This window comes from Brevibacterium sp. ACRRH (assembly GCF_022346365.1).
Taxonomy (GTDB): Bacteria; Actinomycetota; Actinomycetes; order Actinomycetales; family Brevibacteriaceae; genus Brevibacterium; species Brevibacterium paucivorans.
In genome coordinates this window covers 74,633-89,659 of record NZ_JAKRMN010000002.1, presented here as the reverse complement: position 1 = coordinate 89,659, position 15,027 = coordinate 74,633, and the positions used below count along the sequence as shown (strand labels likewise).

The 15,027-nt window shown below is 56.0% G+C and carries 12 protein-coding genes and 1 pseudogene; 10 read left to right on the top strand and 3 right to left on the bottom strand.

Annotation, left to right across the window (positions count from 1 at the left end):
• Positions 1-21: 21 nt before the first annotated feature.
• From MHX53_RS02600 to MHX53_RS02575, 6 genes are all read left to right on the top strand, one after another.
• Positions 22-2,175: a CocE/NonD family hydrolase gene (locus MHX53_RS02600; RefSeq protein WP_239271187.1), complete on the top strand. Its 2,154-nt coding sequence runs from the start codon at positions 22-24 to the stop codon at positions 2,173-2,175.
• An 11-nt stretch (positions 2,176-2,186) separates the two neighbouring features.
• Positions 2,187-3,110 (top strand): glycine betaine ABC transporter substrate-binding protein, encoded by a 924-nt coding sequence (locus MHX53_RS02595; RefSeq protein ID WP_343212347.1) that lies wholly within the window; start codon positions 2,187-2,189, stop codon positions 3,108-3,110.
• Entirely contained in the window at positions 3,110-4,153 is a 1,044-nt protein-coding gene (locus MHX53_RS02590) for an ABC transporter ATP-binding protein (protein WP_239271185.1), read from the top strand. The genes MHX53_RS02595 and MHX53_RS02590 overlap by 1 nt, the downstream gene beginning before the upstream one ends.
• The gene (locus tag MHX53_RS02585; RefSeq protein ID WP_239271184.1) at positions 4,146-4,865 is read left to right on the top strand and encodes an ABC transporter permease; all 720 of its coding nucleotides are present in this window, start codon (positions 4,146-4,148) and stop codon (positions 4,863-4,865) included. Before MHX53_RS02590 ends, MHX53_RS02585 begins: the two co-directional genes overlap by 8 nt.
• 1 nt (position 4,866) lies before the next feature.
• Entirely contained in the window at positions 4,867-5,535 is a 669-nt protein-coding gene (locus MHX53_RS02580) for an ABC transporter permease (RefSeq protein ID WP_239271183.1), read from the top strand.
• Positions 5,536-5,599: 64 nt separating this feature from the next.
• Entirely contained in the window at positions 5,600-6,790 is a 1,191-nt protein-coding gene (locus MHX53_RS02575; protein WP_343212349.1) for an FAD-dependent oxidoreductase, read from the top strand.
• Positions 6,791-6,846: 56 nt separating this feature from the next.
• Here MHX53_RS02575 and MHX53_RS02570 read toward each other — a convergent pair whose 3' ends face one another.
• Positions 6,847-9,393, bottom strand: a complete 2,547-nt coding sequence (locus MHX53_RS02570; RefSeq protein WP_239271182.1) for an ExeM/NucH family extracellular endonuclease — start codon at positions 9,391-9,393, stop codon at positions 6,847-6,849.
• Positions 9,394-9,605: 212 nt separating this feature from the next.
• Between MHX53_RS02570 and MHX53_RS02565 the strand changes: the two genes are divergently transcribed.
• From MHX53_RS02565 to MHX53_RS02555, 3 genes are all read left to right on the top strand, one after another.
• Positions 9,606-10,025, top strand: coding sequence for a low molecular weight phosphatase family protein (locus MHX53_RS02565; RefSeq protein ID WP_239271181.1), 420 nt, complete (start codon positions 9,606-9,608; stop codon positions 10,023-10,025).
• 19 nt (positions 10,026-10,044) lie between these two features.
• A complete protein-coding gene (arsB, locus tag MHX53_RS02560; protein ID WP_275433495.1) occupies positions 10,045-11,142 on the top strand; it encodes an ACR3 family arsenite efflux transporter in 1,098 nt (365 codons plus the stop codon).
• A 122-nt stretch (positions 11,143-11,264) separates the two neighbouring features.
• The gene (locus MHX53_RS02555; RefSeq protein WP_239271179.1) at positions 11,265-12,251 is read left to right on the top strand and encodes a phosphotriesterase-related protein; all 987 of its coding nucleotides are present in this window, start codon (positions 11,265-11,267) and stop codon (positions 12,249-12,251) included.
• A gap of 105 nt (positions 12,252-12,356) precedes the next feature.
• Here the strand turns inward: MHX53_RS02555 and MHX53_RS02550 are convergent, their stop codons facing one another.
• The gene (locus MHX53_RS02550) at positions 12,357-12,989 is read right to left on the bottom strand and encodes a hypothetical protein (protein ID WP_239271178.1); all 633 of its coding nucleotides are present in this window, start codon (positions 12,987-12,989) and stop codon (positions 12,357-12,359) included.
• A 363-nt stretch (positions 12,990-13,352) separates the two neighbouring features.
• Here MHX53_RS02550 and MHX53_RS02545 point away from each other — a divergent pair.
• A pseudogene (locus MHX53_RS02545) lies at positions 13,353-14,542 on the top strand (IS3 family transposase); the annotation flags it as partial.
• A gap of 97 nt (positions 14,543-14,639) precedes the next feature.
• On the opposite strand, the gene MHX53_RS02540 reads toward MHX53_RS02545, so the two are convergent.
• On the bottom strand, positions 14,640-15,026 hold the full coding sequence (locus MHX53_RS02540) for a DUF1801 domain-containing protein (protein ID WP_239271177.1): 387 nt from the start codon (positions 15,024-15,026) through the stop codon (positions 14,640-14,642).
• Between the last annotated feature and the right edge of the window lies 1 nt (position 15,027).

Below are 15,027 nucleotides of genomic sequence, written 5' to 3'. Positions count from 1 at the left end.
CTTCCGTGTTAGGTTGATTTCATGACTGATTATGCGGGGCCAGGTATTTTTAATGATGCGCAAAACTCAAACGCCACGAACCAAACCTCGTCTGCTGACAAGGTGAATGGTTTTTCTTCAGGTCGATACCGCTCCAACCCCGCAACTGTTAAAACTGTCCCACACGCGCGAATTCCGTTGAGTGACGGAACGGAACTCTCGGCACGTATGTGGATGCCCGAGAACTGCCACGACGAGCCTGTTCCCGCTGTTTTGGAGTACATTCCATACCGCAAAAACGACATGACAGCCGCACGGGACCTAACTATTCACCCTGAGTTCGCTCGAGCAGGCTACGTGAGCATTCGCGTCGACCTGCGCGGGTGTGGTGACTCAACAGGTTTAATGACGGACGAGTACTCAGAGACCGAACTGTCAGATGGGCTGAAGGTTTTGCGCTGGATCGGTGAGCAACCCTGGTGCAACGGCAAAGTTGGGATCATTGGTAAGTCATGGGGCGGTTTCAATGGTCTTCAAATCGCTGCCTTGCAGCCACCAGAGCTCGCCGCCGTAATCAGTGTTTGCTCAACAGATGACAGGTACGCCGATGACGTGCACTACAACGGTGGAGCAATCGTCGCAGACCAAATGCTGTCCTGGGCGTCAACAATGTGGGCTTACAACGCGCGCCCACAAGATCCAGACGTAGTTGGTGAAGGGTGGCGCGAAGACTGGGCCACACGTATCGACGATGCGCCTGTCAATATAGAGGATTGGCTCAGTCACCAACGTCGCGATTCCTACTGGAAACACGCATCTGTGTGTGAAGATCCAACGGCCATTCAAGTGCCAGTGCTTGCAGTTGGTGGCTTACTCGATGAGTACCGGACCACTCTCTTCCGGCTAATGGAAACAGCCTCGTGCACAGTGCACGCTCTCCTGGGGCCGTGGGCACATAACTACCCACATCAAGGCGTTCCTGGGCCGGCCATTGACTTCATTGCAGAATGTGTTCGCTGGTGGGACCACTGGATGAGCGATGTGGACAACGGTGTCGATACCCAACCGCAGTTGCGTGCTTACATACCTGACTCTGCACCTGTAGGGTCCGACATTGAGCACCGTCCCGGTCGTTGGATTGCTGAACAGCGCTGGCCGTCCTCGAACGTCACACCGACACAGTTCACTGAGCAAAACGGAAGTTGCAACGGCCAGCGTGCGCAACTTTCAACCGCACCGATCGGCACCACAGCAGGAAGTTGGCTTCAGTTTGGTCCTGCTGCTGGGCAACCCGTTGATCAGCGCACAGATGACGAACAGTCATTCGTCGTTGAATGGGAGGTTCCCGAACCTGACGTCGAAATCGTTGGTACCCCACAAGTCAACCTTCGCGCACAATCAAGCCATGAAACTGGTGTTGTAGCGGTGAGGCTGTGCGACGTCGCACCTGACGGCAGCTCCCATTTGATTACCATGGGTCTGTTTAATCTCACCCACCGTGACTCACACGAATCACCCTCGCCTTTGGTGCCGGGTGAAACAGTGAAAACTGTGTTCCCGCTCCTCGCCACAGCGCACCGATTTAAGCGCGGACACAAGATTCGTATGGCAGTTTCAGCTTCGTGCTGGCCGCTGCTATGGCCTTCACCGCAAGAAACCACCATTACCGTCGAACACGCATCGCTTGAACTTCCAGTGCGTGCGCCACAGACAACGCAACCTGGTGATCAACCTGACGAATGGTCCCAACCTGAGTTCCGGGAACCACCTGCCACACTGCACAGTCCTATCGAGCTTAGTGGTGCCCCCATGAAACGGTTGCTTGACGTGGACATGGTTTCAGGTGAAACAACCGTTCGCATCATTACTGAAGACTGGCAGTTCGATACTTCGAACAGACTGTACTACTACACCTACGAATGCGATAAGTACACTCGCAATCCACACGATGCCACGAGCGCGGAAGCAGTGTGTACCCGAATCGTAAAGTACCGTCGCGATGGACTGGAATCACCAAGCAGCAATCATGACGATAGCGCTGAACCAAGCGTGTGGGATGTTGAAATTCGAACTGAAAGTCGAATGAACGGTGACGAAACACGGTTCCTCGTTTCCAACCGCCTTGAAGCTTTTGACGGCGGAAAACCGTTCCGAACTCGTGAAACCCAAGCGGAAATTCCGCGCGATTTAAACTGAAAGATACTGACGTGACTTCGCGGAGAAAATTCTTACGTAGCGCCCTCCTTGTTGGTGCTGGCACTTCGCTTGCTCTGACTGGTTGTTCGCCATTAGATGCCAGTCAAGAAGCGAAATCTGCTGGCAGGATTACTGTTGGTTCGAAGGGGTTCGCAGAAAGTTGGATTATGGGCGAGATGTACGCCCAAGCACTGAGAGAGCTCGGTTACGAGATTGATCTGAAAACCAATGTGGGATCAACAAACATCATTGACACCGCGATGATGAGTGGCCAGGTCGACATTTACCCCGAATACACCGGGGTGATCCTCCAGTCCTTAGCCGGTGAGGACAAGCTACAAGAAACGGCTGAAGAGACATATCAAGAGGCCAAGGAGTATGAAGCTTCGCGTGGCGTGACCATACTCAATGCAACTCCGTTTGAGAACAAAAACGCAGTCGCGGTAACAAAAGATTTCGCCCAAAAGCATGACCTCAAAACAATGGAAGACCTTCACAAAGTCGGGCCATTTACCTACACCACATACCCAGACAACGTGACAGGTCAAAACGGGTACGAAGGGATCGTTGAGTTCTACAAGCTCGACGAGATGAAACTCAAGACACTTTCAATCGGTTTGAACTACGCCGCTTTAGAAAACGGTGACGTCCAAGCTGCCGATGTGTTCACAACGGATCCGCAACTTCTACGGTCGAATTTTGTTGTTCTCGAAGACACTCTCAACATTTTCGGTTTCCAGAATGTCGTTCCGGTTCTTCGGAACGATGTCGCAGACCGTGTTGGCCCTGAGGTGACTGAAACTCTCAACTCCATACACGCGCTCCTGACCACGGAAGCAATTCAAGCTCTCAACGGTGCAGTAGCAATTAATCGGCTCGACCCGTCTCAAGTCGCACGTCAATTTCTTGTCGCTAACAACCTCATCGAGGAATAATGAACGCAACCGAAACTCCAACGACCTCGGCAATCACTTTCAAAGACGTCTGTAAGACGTATCCCGGCTCTGACAAGCCAGCACTGGATTCGTTGAACCTGGATATCAAAGCCGGCGAACTGGTCTGTCTTGTAGGACCGTCCGGCGGTGGGAAAACGACCGCACTGCAGTTGGTCAACCGCCTGGTAGATCTGACAAGTGGCGATATTCGTATTGGCGATCAGTCAATCATGGACATGCAACCCATTGAGTTGCGTCGCAAAATTGGTTACGCGATCCAACAGTCAGGGCTTTTCCCTCACTTGACCGTGGCTGACAACATTGCGGTTGTTCCAAAAATCATTGGTTGGGACAAGCAAACGATCGCGAATCGTGTGGATGAACTCTTGGATCTCCTGGGGCTGACACCCGCCTCTGATTGGGCTTCACGGTACCCGTCACAACTGTCCGGTGGTCAGCAACAACGTGTTGGAATTGCGCGTGCGCTTGCGGCAGACCCACCAGTCATGCTGATGGACGAGCCTTTTGGGGCGCTCGACCCCATTACGCGCACCAGTGTGCAAAACGAGTTCCTTGCTGTTCAGAAATCGCTGGGTAAGACAACGCTGTTCGTCACTCACGACATTGATGAAGCAATCAAAATGTCTGACCGAATCGCGATTCTGAAACCAGGCGGAAAATTGGCGCAGTTCGCGACCCCTGAAGAAATCTTGAGTAACCCGGCGGACGATTTCGTTGCAGAATTCCTGGGTGAAGAGCGCGGGTTGAAACGGCTGTCCGTGTTTAGCGTGGGTGACTTGACTAAAACTGCAGGAGATCGTCTGGAACCGGGTACACAGAATGGTTGGCCCGAGGTGTCAGAAGATTCCAGCGTCCGTAACGCTCTGTCTGTAGCGGCAAGCGAAGGTGCTCGTGGCGTTACGGTAATCACCAGTGAGGGAAAGAAGGTCGCCTCACTGCCGGTGGAAGTGCTCGTGTCCCCAGATGCGTTGGCACAGGAGAGCGCAGTAGACACTCAACGGCAGGAGCGTGGCGATGAGTGAATTCGCGCCATCTAAGACACCAGTCATCCCCGATTTCGGTGAAGCAAGTGACTGCGTGAAGAACAATGAGGCTTTTTGTGTCGATTGGTTCGTCGCTCAGTGGCCCGATGTCTTTTGGCCAGCGCTTGTAAGTCACGTGTGGATGACAGTTGTCGCAGTTGCGATTGGTTTTGTCATTGCATTTGTGGCTGCGATCCTGGCGTTTAAGCGCCAGGTCTTGACCGCGCCTTTCGGAATGGTCGCAACGTTCCTTTACACGCTGCCACCGTTGGCGTTGTTTCAGCTTTTGGTGCCACTAACTGGGTTAACCTTCTTGACTGTCGAGATCGCACTTGTGTGCTTTACTCTTGTTATTTTGTTCCGGGCGGTTCTCGCGGGGCTGGCTTCGGTACCGCAAGATGTCATCAAAGCTGCTCGTGGCATGGGATTAAAGGAAAGTCAGATTCTTCGTAAGATCGAACTTCCGCTCGCAATCCCGTCGATCATTTCGGGACTTCGAATTGCGACAGTTTTAACGGTGAGTATCGCAACAATTGCAGCGTTTGTCGTCGATGATGGCCTCGGTTCCCCGATCCTGAAAGCAATATCATCACCGTTCAATACGCAGTTCATTGGCGCTGGTGCACTAGCTGTATTGCTAGCCTTCGTCCTAGACGGAGTGCTTGCAATCACCGGACGCTTGCTAACTCCTTGGGCGAAAGCGCGGGTGTGACATGGAGACATTTGCAAAGGCCTTTCCGTTTATGGTCAACAACTTTGGCCTTCTGTTGGAAAAAACTGGTGAGCACGTTTATGTGTCGCTCATTGCGCTCGCAATTTCGGTGCTTATTGGCCTGCCGGTGGGGCTTTGGCTAGGGCACATTCACAAAGGCGAGTTCCTTGCTGTCAGCTTGACGAATATTGGTCGCGCGTTGCCCAGTTTGGCGCTCATCGCCATTTTTATTGGGCTAGTTGGAATTGGACTGGTTAACGTCACGATTGCGCTTGTTCTTCTTGCTGTCCCACCAATACTGAGTTACGCCTTCGAAGCGTTGAACTCTATCGACCGCAGCATTACGAAAGCCGCTCGCGGAATGGGCATGTCACCATTACAGGTCCTGTGGAACGTGGAACTTCCGTTGGGACTTCCCACGATCTTCGCTGGTTTGCGCACCTCCACTGTGCTTGTTGTTTCATCAGCAACGTTGGCAACCATTGCCGGTGGTGGCGGACTGGGTGACATTATCCTCAACCAGGTGGCTTACGGAATGGAAGGTGTCATCGCCGCTGCGCTGTGGGTCGCGCTTTTGTCCATCCTGGCCGATCAACTCATGGCCCTTCTTCTCAAACTGGTTGCGCCTGCTGGCGTTAAGCGGATGTCGGCTGGGTTGGCACAAGGCTAGTCTTCTAGAGGACAGTTTTTCGACACCATGACCCAACCCGCGCCCCACGCCCAACCAACAGTCGATCATCATCGTTGGTGGCGGAATCGTCGGCAGTTATCTGGCGTATGAGTGCGCGCTCGCCGGGTGGGAAGTGGACGTTTTTGACCCCCAGCCAGAGCCGGTCGCCTCGTACGCGAACGCCGGAATTTTGGCGCTCAGTTACGCCCAACCTATGTCCAATCCGCGTGCTCTTGTCACCGGAGCCAGGGCCGTTCTTGCCGGTGGGGGAGGCATTGAGCTCGCCACCCCGATGCCACTGAGCACGCTGGGGTGGTTGTCGAAGCTCGCGTGGGCCTCACGCCCCGGACACGCCAAACGCCACATCCGCACCATCTACAACATGGCACGCACCAGCGTGGACCTCTACGCCGAACTCGAGCAACGCGAATCGACCGACCTGCACCTGCGCCGAACCGGCTGGCTCTACGTGGCCACCTCGCCGAAAGCCCTCCGCGCTCAAGCCCGCGAAGCCGCCACCGTGGCCCCCGCCGGGGTCCGCAGCCAGTTCCTCGACGCCGCTGAAACCCGCGCCTGCGAACCCGCGCTCGCCAGCGACATTGCCGGTGGAGTGTTCTACCCCGACGACGTTTCCTTCCACCCCGGCCACGTCACCGCAACCGTGCGCAACGCCGCCCAATCCCGAGGCGCCCGTTTCCACCAAGCGGCCGTCACCTCGGGGCGGGCGGCCTCAGACGGGGGAGTGGCGTGCGTGGAGACCGACCTCGGCGAGCACCACCGCGCCCGCCACGTCGTCATTGCCGCCGGTGCCCAAAGCGACGAGGTTGCCCGGCTTTTCGGCGGGCGCGTAGCGGTGGAACCTGGCGTGGGCTGGAGCGTGGAGATCCCCACTGACGGGCCGGTGGCCACGCGGGCGCTCATGAGCATTGAGGACCACGCGGTGATCAACCCGGACGACACGCGTGTGCGCTTATCAGGGGGAATGCGGTTCGGCGGTGAGCCGCGCACGGCACCAACGCCTGCTGAGGTTGACGCCCTGGTGCGTGCCGCCACCTGTCTTGTACCGGCGGTGGGTGAGCTGGACCGGGAGACTGCGGTTGCGCGGATCGGCAGCCGCCCCATGACCGCAGACGGGTTGCCAATCTTTAAGGAAATCGGCCGAGGTGTCACAGTCCTGTCCGGTCACGGCACCTTGGGAATGACGTTGGCGCCGTTTACGGCTCGGCGGGTGTTTGACTTGTTGAGAAAGCGCTAAACGAGCAAAACGGCGCAATATAATGCGCCGTTTTGCTCGCTTTGCGCCGTACCTCTCTACTTCAGGTCGAAGTCCACGATCGTGGGGTCGTGGTCGGATGACCTAAACGGTGATGGGTCGTAGAAGTTGGTCACGTTGTAGTTGTAGCGGGAGTATTCCAGGGCCACGGACTCGCGCGAGTTGATGGTCCAGGTGTACGCCCCGTTCAACCCCTTGGCCGCGCTTTCGTTTGCCAGCACGTGGTCCAAGCTTCCCAGCTGACCGCCGAACACGTATGTCGGCTCAGCCTCAAACTTTTCGCCCGCGTCAACGTAGCCAGCCTTGTAGAACTCCTGCATGGGGTCTTCCTGCGTGTAGGAGTTGAAGTCACCCAACAGGAACACGTTGTCAGTCTGTGCCTTCTTCTTCATCGCATCGGCAAACGTGACTACGGCCTTGGCTTGCTTCACGCGGTCAGCGTTGGAGTTACCCTGACCGTCACCAGAATCCTCGTTGCCCGGACCCTTACCTGAACCCTTCGACTTGAAGTGGTTCACGACCGCCACGAACGATTCCCCTGTCGCCTTCCCGTCCTTCTTCAGCACGAACTCTTGTGCCAGTGGAGCGCGCGCATTCGAAAACGCCGGGTTATCCAGGATTTCCGAGGCACCTTCAGTGTCGGCGAGCGCCGGCTGGTAGATAAAGCCGGTGCGGATCACGTCGTCACCCGTAGCTGGCACGGACTTAGGCGACGTCACAGCCGCCCACTTGCCATACCCAGCCTGCTTGTTGAGCTGACGCACCAGGTAAGTGATCGCGAAGTCGCGGTTCTTGCCGAACTTCTCCGAGTTCTCCAACTCTTCCAACGACAGCACCGCAACGTCCATCTGGTTGATCGCGTTGAGGATCTTGATCTGCTGACGGCTCAGCGATTCGAGGTTCGCCGCACCGCGAGCGTCACAGCCTCCGTTGACGGTGACGGGGTTGCCTTCGCGGTCCTTGTAGTAGGAGCAGCCTTTGAGCTGGTCACCGGTGGTGGGGAAGAAGTTGAGCACGTTGAAGCTCGCGAGCTTCCCGCCTTGCAGTTCGGGGGACCCGTGGCGGCTGATGCCGAACTTAGCAGGTTCGTCGATCCCCGCCTCGGCGTCCGTCAGTGCCCCCACGGGTTGCAGACGCCAGGCTTCGTGACCGTAGCTGAACACTGCCGCTGAGGTGAACGTCACCTCAGCGCCCACCCTCACCGGCTGTTCGTTGTCCAGGTAGGAAACCGGGGTGCCCTGGCCCTTGGTGAGGAAGTTCAGAGTGGATCCGTCGTCTAGCAGGTAGGTGCGCTCGCTGTTGCGTTTAGCGAGGTCAGTGGCTTCCTTTGAGCCCGGACGGAACTTGTCCGTGGGCTGGTAGAGCGCTTTCTTGCCGTTGACGAGCGCAACCTCACCGAACTTATTCGTCGAGTAGTTGTCCGTCACCGTGATGTCGCCGGTGGGCTGTACCAGCATGCCTTCGAGCGATTCGCGGTTTTCGTCACCGGTTGGGATCTCGCCTTCGTATGGCTTGACTTCCGGTGCCGCTTCCTTCAGCTGCTTCATGCCACCAGCCTTCACGGAGATCTGGGTGAGCCCGTAGAACTCGCACACTTGCCCGTTGACCTGCACAAAGTCGCCACGCTTGACGTCCTTGACGGTGTCTGAGGAGTACACGAAGATCCCGTCAGACGGCCCGCCGAGGTCGTGCTCAGCCCCTCCTGTCCCCGGGGTTTGGATGTAGTACCCGTTGAGCCCACCGGTGGGGTAGGTGGCGGTGACGATTCCGCGGGTGGTCACGGACTTGCCCACCATGGGGCTCTTGTCGCTGGTGCCCTGAATGTCGCGGATCGGTGTCACGTCACCTGGTTCGCTGGGGTCTGGGGTTGGTTCTTTGGTTGGCTCGGGGGTTGGTTCTTTAGTGGGCTCGTTTGTTGGTTTCGGGGATGGTTCTTTCGTAGGTTCGCTTGTTGGCTCGCCCGTTGGTTCAGGTGTGGGCTCTGGTGTGGGCTCCGATGGGTTCGGGTCGCCTGCACCTTCAGGCAACGCGCCAGGGGTGGGGGCACCTGCGACCCATTTCCCGTTGATCAGTGCAATCGACTTCCCCTTGCCGGCGGTCGCGCCGGTGGAGGTGGCGCGGTTGCCGGCGAGCACCTCGGGCGTGTGGGCGCTGGACCCGGCTTCTACGCCAGGCTTACCCGCGTTGCCACCGATCGTGTCAAAGGACACGATCTTGCCGTCAGGGCTGATCAAGAATGCCGAGGCGCCATAAGCTCCATCGGTTTGCGCCCCGCTCTTGACGGTGTTGGTGATGGAGATGTCTACGGTGACAGCTCCGGAATCACCCACGATGGTGTTGGCGAGCGTGCGAACGTTGGTGGCGTCTTGGACGGTGCCACCGCGGGTGACAGAGCCGACTTTCCAGCCGTCCAGCTTGGTGCCTGCAGGGGCTGCGATTTCGATGAAGTCGCCGGTGTTGTCGGCGTATGCGATTTCTGAAATGTAGATTTTGTTAGCCGCCAGAGCTGGCAACACGGGTAGTGCTACCGAAGCGATCACCAGGGCTAACACTGCGAACAGTGAGCGGGTTTGTGAGTGCGCCATGAGAGTCCAAATCGTCGGTGATGGGGGATGGGTGCCTGAGTTTTGACGTTTCGACGCTAATCGATTCCGCGCCGGGGTGGGTGGTGTGATGTTCAACCTCAGTTGAACAGTTGGTTACGTGGGGTTGGTGACGCGACAGCGTGTCGAGTGCCCGGTCATTACAATGACACTAGGTGTTTTAGAGTCGACCCATTCGCCATGTGAGGAAACCCATGAAGAAACCAAGCGTTCTTTTTGTGTGCGTCAAGAACGGTGGCAAGAGCCAGATGGCTGCAGCGTTGACACGCAAAAAAGCGGCGCACGCGATCGATGTGTTTTCAGGCGGAACCCAACCGGGGGATTCCTTGAATGAGGAATCGCGTAAAAGCGTCGAAGCGGTAGGGGCGTCGTTCGACGGTGAGTACCCCAAACCTATTGACCCTGATCTTCTTCGGTCAGTAGATCGTGTTGTCATTGTTGGTGGAACTGCCCAGGTCGACCACGTGGAGGGAATGCGTGGTTCGGTTGAAACGTGGGATATCGACGAACCTTCTCTCCGAGGAATTGAGGGCGAAGAACGCATGACACTCATCCGAGATGAAATCAGTAAGCGAGTCGATACGTTGATCGCTCAACTTACATCGCACCGCTAAACTACACTTCTGCTTCAATATGAATCCTGTGTCTGCATCGTCTACGCCGTCCGCATCTGAAACTCCAAAGCTCTCCACACTAGACCGCTTGCTTCCCGTTTTTATCCTTTGCGCAATGGCCGTAGGGGTAGCTCTTAGCGTGTGGGTTCCGCAGAGTTCAGACCTTCTGAACCGATTCAAGATCAGTGACATCTCGCTGCCGATTGCACTTGGCCTGCTGGTCATGATGTACCCGCCACTCGCAAAAGTCCGCTTTGAAAAGGCGCGGGAAATCGCACGCGATCGCAGACTGATGGTTCTTTCTCTGCTTCTCAACTGGGTGGCAGGGCCACTTCTCATGTTTGTGCTCGCGTGGGTGTTTCTCGCTAATGAGCCGGAACTGAGAACTGGTCTCATCATTGTTGGTCTGGCGCGATGCATCGCCATGGTGCTTGTGTGGAGTGATTTGTCGTGTGCAGACCGTGAAGCAACTGCAGTGTTAGTGGCAATCAACTCCGTGTTTCAGCTGCTGATGTTTTCGGTTTTGGGATGGTTCTACCTGCAGATCCTTCCGAGCTGGCTGGGTTTGGATACAGCAAGTGCCGACTTCTCGTTTTGGGCAATCGTGAAAAGTGTTTTGATCTTCCTTGGAGTTCCGTTGGCTTTGGGAGTCCTTTCGCGTGTGTTGGGAGAGCGACTTAAAGGGAGAGAGTGGTTTGAGAACCACTTCATTCCACGTATTTCACCGTTGGCAATGATGGGACTGCTCTACACGATCGTTGTGTTGTTCTGCCTTCAAGGAACACAGGTTCTTAACAATCCGTTGAGCGTGGCGCGGGTGGGTGTGCCGCTATTGGTGTACTTCGTGGGCATGTTTGCTGTAGCTCTGATTGCGTCTCGCGCGTCAGGGATGAACTACGCGCAGAGCGCGTCGACGGCGTTTACTGCCGCGGGTAACAACTTTGAGCTTGCAATCGCGGTGACGATCGGCACGTTTGGTGCCACGTCACCGCAAGCCCTTGCTGGAACCATCGGACCATTGGTTGAAATTCCCGTTTTGGTTGGCCTGGTGTACGTGATGCGCGCGCTTGGTCCGCGTCTGTTCCCCGGGGATTCTTCGGTTCCTACCCCGAGGTGACACCCACCTCGGCGGTGGGAGGTAGGTAAGGCGTTCCGCGGGTTGAGAAAGTATTGCCCGGAGTGCATGGGTCGTGACAATGTGCGAATACTTGGCTACGCGATTCACAAGGAAGTGACGAAATGAACGCCATTGATCAATCATCTGCCACGAAAATGGTGCCAACGGTTACGGGCAATATCCCGGTTGAGCAGTTGGGGAGAACCTTGGCACATGAACACGTGTTCGTTGTGGGGGAGGAGTTTAGGCAGAACTACCAGGCCGACTGGGATGAGGAAGAAAAGATCGCGCAGGCTGTGCGTGATCTCAACGAGTTGAAGTCGTTGGGAATCGACTCAATCATGGACCCCACCGTGGTTGGGCTGGGGCGTTATATTCCGCGGATTCAACGCATCGCCGAGCAGACCGATCTCAACATTGTCGTTGCCACGGGCGTTTACACGTACAACGAGGTGCCGTTCCAGTTCCATTTTTCAGGTCCAGGGCTGTTGTTTGATGTGCCCGAACCCATGACTGAACTGTTCGTCACTGACATTGAAAACGGGATTGCCGGAACGGGTGTGAAAGCTGGGTTCTTGAAGTGCGCGATTGAAGAACAGGGCATGACTCCGGGCGTTGAGCGGGTCATGCGGGCGGTCGCGCAAGCCCATGTGGGCACCGGTGTCCCCATTACTGTGCACACGAATGTGCACAACCGCAGTGGTCTGGACGCGCAGCGAGTTTTGCGTGAAGAAGGGGCCGATCTGACCAAGGTGGTTATCGGGCACTCGGGTGACTCAACCGACCTGGACTACCTCATGGAACTTGCCGACGCCGGTTCGATCCTGGGCATGGACCGGTTTGGTCTAGACGTGTTGTTGCCGTTTGAACAGCGTGTGGACACGGTGGCTCAGTTGGTTGAGCGCGGATACGCAGACAGGATGGTGCTCGCGCACGACGCTTCGTGTTTCATCGACTGGTTCGACCCGCAGGCAAAAGCTCAGGCCGTGCCCAACTGGAACTACCGACACATCAGTGAAGACGTGCTTCCCGCGCTAGTTGAGCGTGGTGTGAGTGAAGAGCAGATCCAGACCATGCTGGTGGACAACGTGCGCCGGTACTTCAGTTAGAGACTCGCGTTCGACCCCACCCGCCGAGGTGGTGCGTAGGTGGTGTGGGGCCGGCAGCTGCCATCCACCTCGGCCTTGGTAGGAAGCCCCGCCAACCCTACCGGGTCACTGAGACGGGAAGTCGTCAGCGAGCGCCAGCTCGTAGCGCAGGCCCGAACACTCGATTCGCGCTCCCGTATTGCCGTCCCACACGGGGTTAAGGCCTTGTTCTTTAAGCACGTCGCACACCCGGTGACCGATGGTGCGGGTTTCTTCGTCCTTCCGGCTGACAGAGGAAAACCCTAAGTAGAGCGTGCCGGTGTGAATGAGCCCGTCAACGTCTTGCAGGGTGCAGTAGGCGTAGCCGTCGGCGTTGATTTCGCGGGCTTTTTCTACGCCATCCTGTGCGGCTTCACTTTTGTCCCAGCCCTCGTCAAAGGACCAGGCGAGGTTGCGCTGTTTGAGCGCGTCCTCAAGGCTCGCGATTTTTGTGGCGTCCTCCGAGGCATGCGGGACCGCCCGCTTGTACTCCTCGCTGACCATACGGATGAGCTCTTCCAGTGACTCAGGTTGAGGGTCGATGGCCGATTTTCGGTCCTGCCACGGGTCATCTTCAGGGTCTTGCGTGTAGTAGGTGTATACCTCGTCGTAAGGGTCGCCATGGCACAGCATGAGCGCGATGTCTTGTTCGATGGTTTGGGGGAAGTAGGAGTCTTCAGATGGGGGATAAGCCGAGTTCAGCATGGCATGTGAAGTCATGCTTTGATCTTACGCTGGGGGCGCGTGGCTTCCAGTTGCTCTACACTCCTGAGCCGTTTTGGACTTGCAGTGTAGAGTAATGGACCGATTTTGGGCCTAAAACGTGAACAAAACGAACAAAAGGGGTGTTTACTCTACCCACTGGTTCTGGACTGCTCCCCATTAGTTGGACTGATGTGAATCAGTTGTCTACTAGTGAGGAGTATTTCTTTGCGTGCAGATAGTACGTTGACTGCGAGTCAGCGGGAAGAGTTGGTGGCCTTGTTTGAGCAGGGTTTTAGCTACGGTGCTGCTGCTAATCGTGTCGGGGTTCGTCATGGTCCTGCTAAGAACTTGTACCAACGGTTTAAGTTGCGTGGCAGGCTATGTCTTGTGAGGAAACGTAGAAAGCAGGAGTACTCCTTCGAGGTTAAAAAAGAAGTCGTTGAGCGTTATCTCGCCGGAGAGGCCCAGCTGGATATCGCTCGTGAGTTTGGCTTGTGGTCTGATCAGCAGGTTAAAGATTGGGTAGTGAAGTGGCGTAAGGGTGGCGATGAGGCGTTAAAACCTAGGCCCATAGGCCGACCAAGAAAGTCTGGCAAGCCGAAGGTGCTTACTGAAGAAGACGCGCTACGGCGTGAAAACGAGCTGTTGCGGGCGGAGAATGCGTATCTAAAAAAATTGCGGGACTTAAGGGATCAGGGACACGCTTAAAGGTCCAGGCGATCGTCGCCCTTAAGTCTGACCACCGATTAAGCGACCTTTTGTCTGTTGCCGGTATGGCAAGGTCGACGTTTTTCTATCACCAGAAACGTCTTACGAGTCCTGATAAACACGCAGTCCTGAAAACCGCGATTCGGCACAGCTTCGAATCCAACAAGCACCGTTACGGGTACCGCCGCGTGTGGCGGGATCTGCGTAACAAAGGCTGGGTGGTCAATCACAAGCTGGTATACAAACTCATGGACCAGATGGGGCTAAAAGCCAAGATCAGGCGCCGTCGACCGTATATCTCCTACGCGGGCACGATCAGCCGTATCGCCCCAAACATCCTTGATCGCAACTTCACCCGGGATAAACCCAATACCGCCTGGGTCAGTGATATCACCGAGTTCAACATCGCCGGCCGCAAAGTGTACTTGTGCCCGGTCATGGACCTGTTTGACCGCACAATCATCTCCCACACCGTGTCAACCTCAGCAGCGACAACATTTGCCGTGTCATCGCTGAAAGAATCGATCACGGCCCAGGCCCCGGAACCTGGATGGATCATACATACCGATCAAGGATTCCAGTTCCGGCACATAGCCTGGCGTACCTTGGTCGAAAAACACGAGGGCAAAGTATCGATGTCTCGTAAGGGCAACTGCTACGACAACGCCGTAATCGAGAACTTCTTTAGCCACCTGAAAACAGAGATGTACCACGGCGAAACCTTCAACAACATCAAAGAGTTCACCAACGCAATCAACGAGTACATCAACTGGTACAACAACCAACGACTACAAGAAAGACTCAAAGGCCAAACACCCATGCAATACCGAAACCAAACCCTTCAAGCCCTAACCGCCTAAAATAAAACCAGTCCAACTTTCAGGGGCAAGTTCATTCGAGGTGTGTAGAGTAAACGGGTTCAGCCCGCCCGCGCACCCCGCCGAGGTGGTGGGCCGCTTACGCTTCTTTTGGCATCCAGAAGCTGGTCACGTCTTTCTTAGTTTCAAGCTGGTAGTCGATAAACGCGGTGGCAAGTTCGTAGTCGAACGGTTGCGTCCACGGGTGCCGGGTCAGCATTTTGCCGTGATCAGTGCCCCGGCTTTTTAGCAACTCTTCAAAGTGGATCATGGTGAAGCGCTCGGGGGTCATGGCCATGTGTTTCGACGCGGCTGAAAAACCGATGATGAACGTCCCGTGGTGGGTGAACATGGGCTGGCTCCAAGCGATGCGCAGCTCAAGTTCTGGGTAGGTGGACGCGACCCAGTCGAGGACCTCGACCATGCGGTCGCGCTTGTCGCCTTGAGGAATCGTGTCGAGGAATTCGTCCAGTGTTTTCAATGCCATG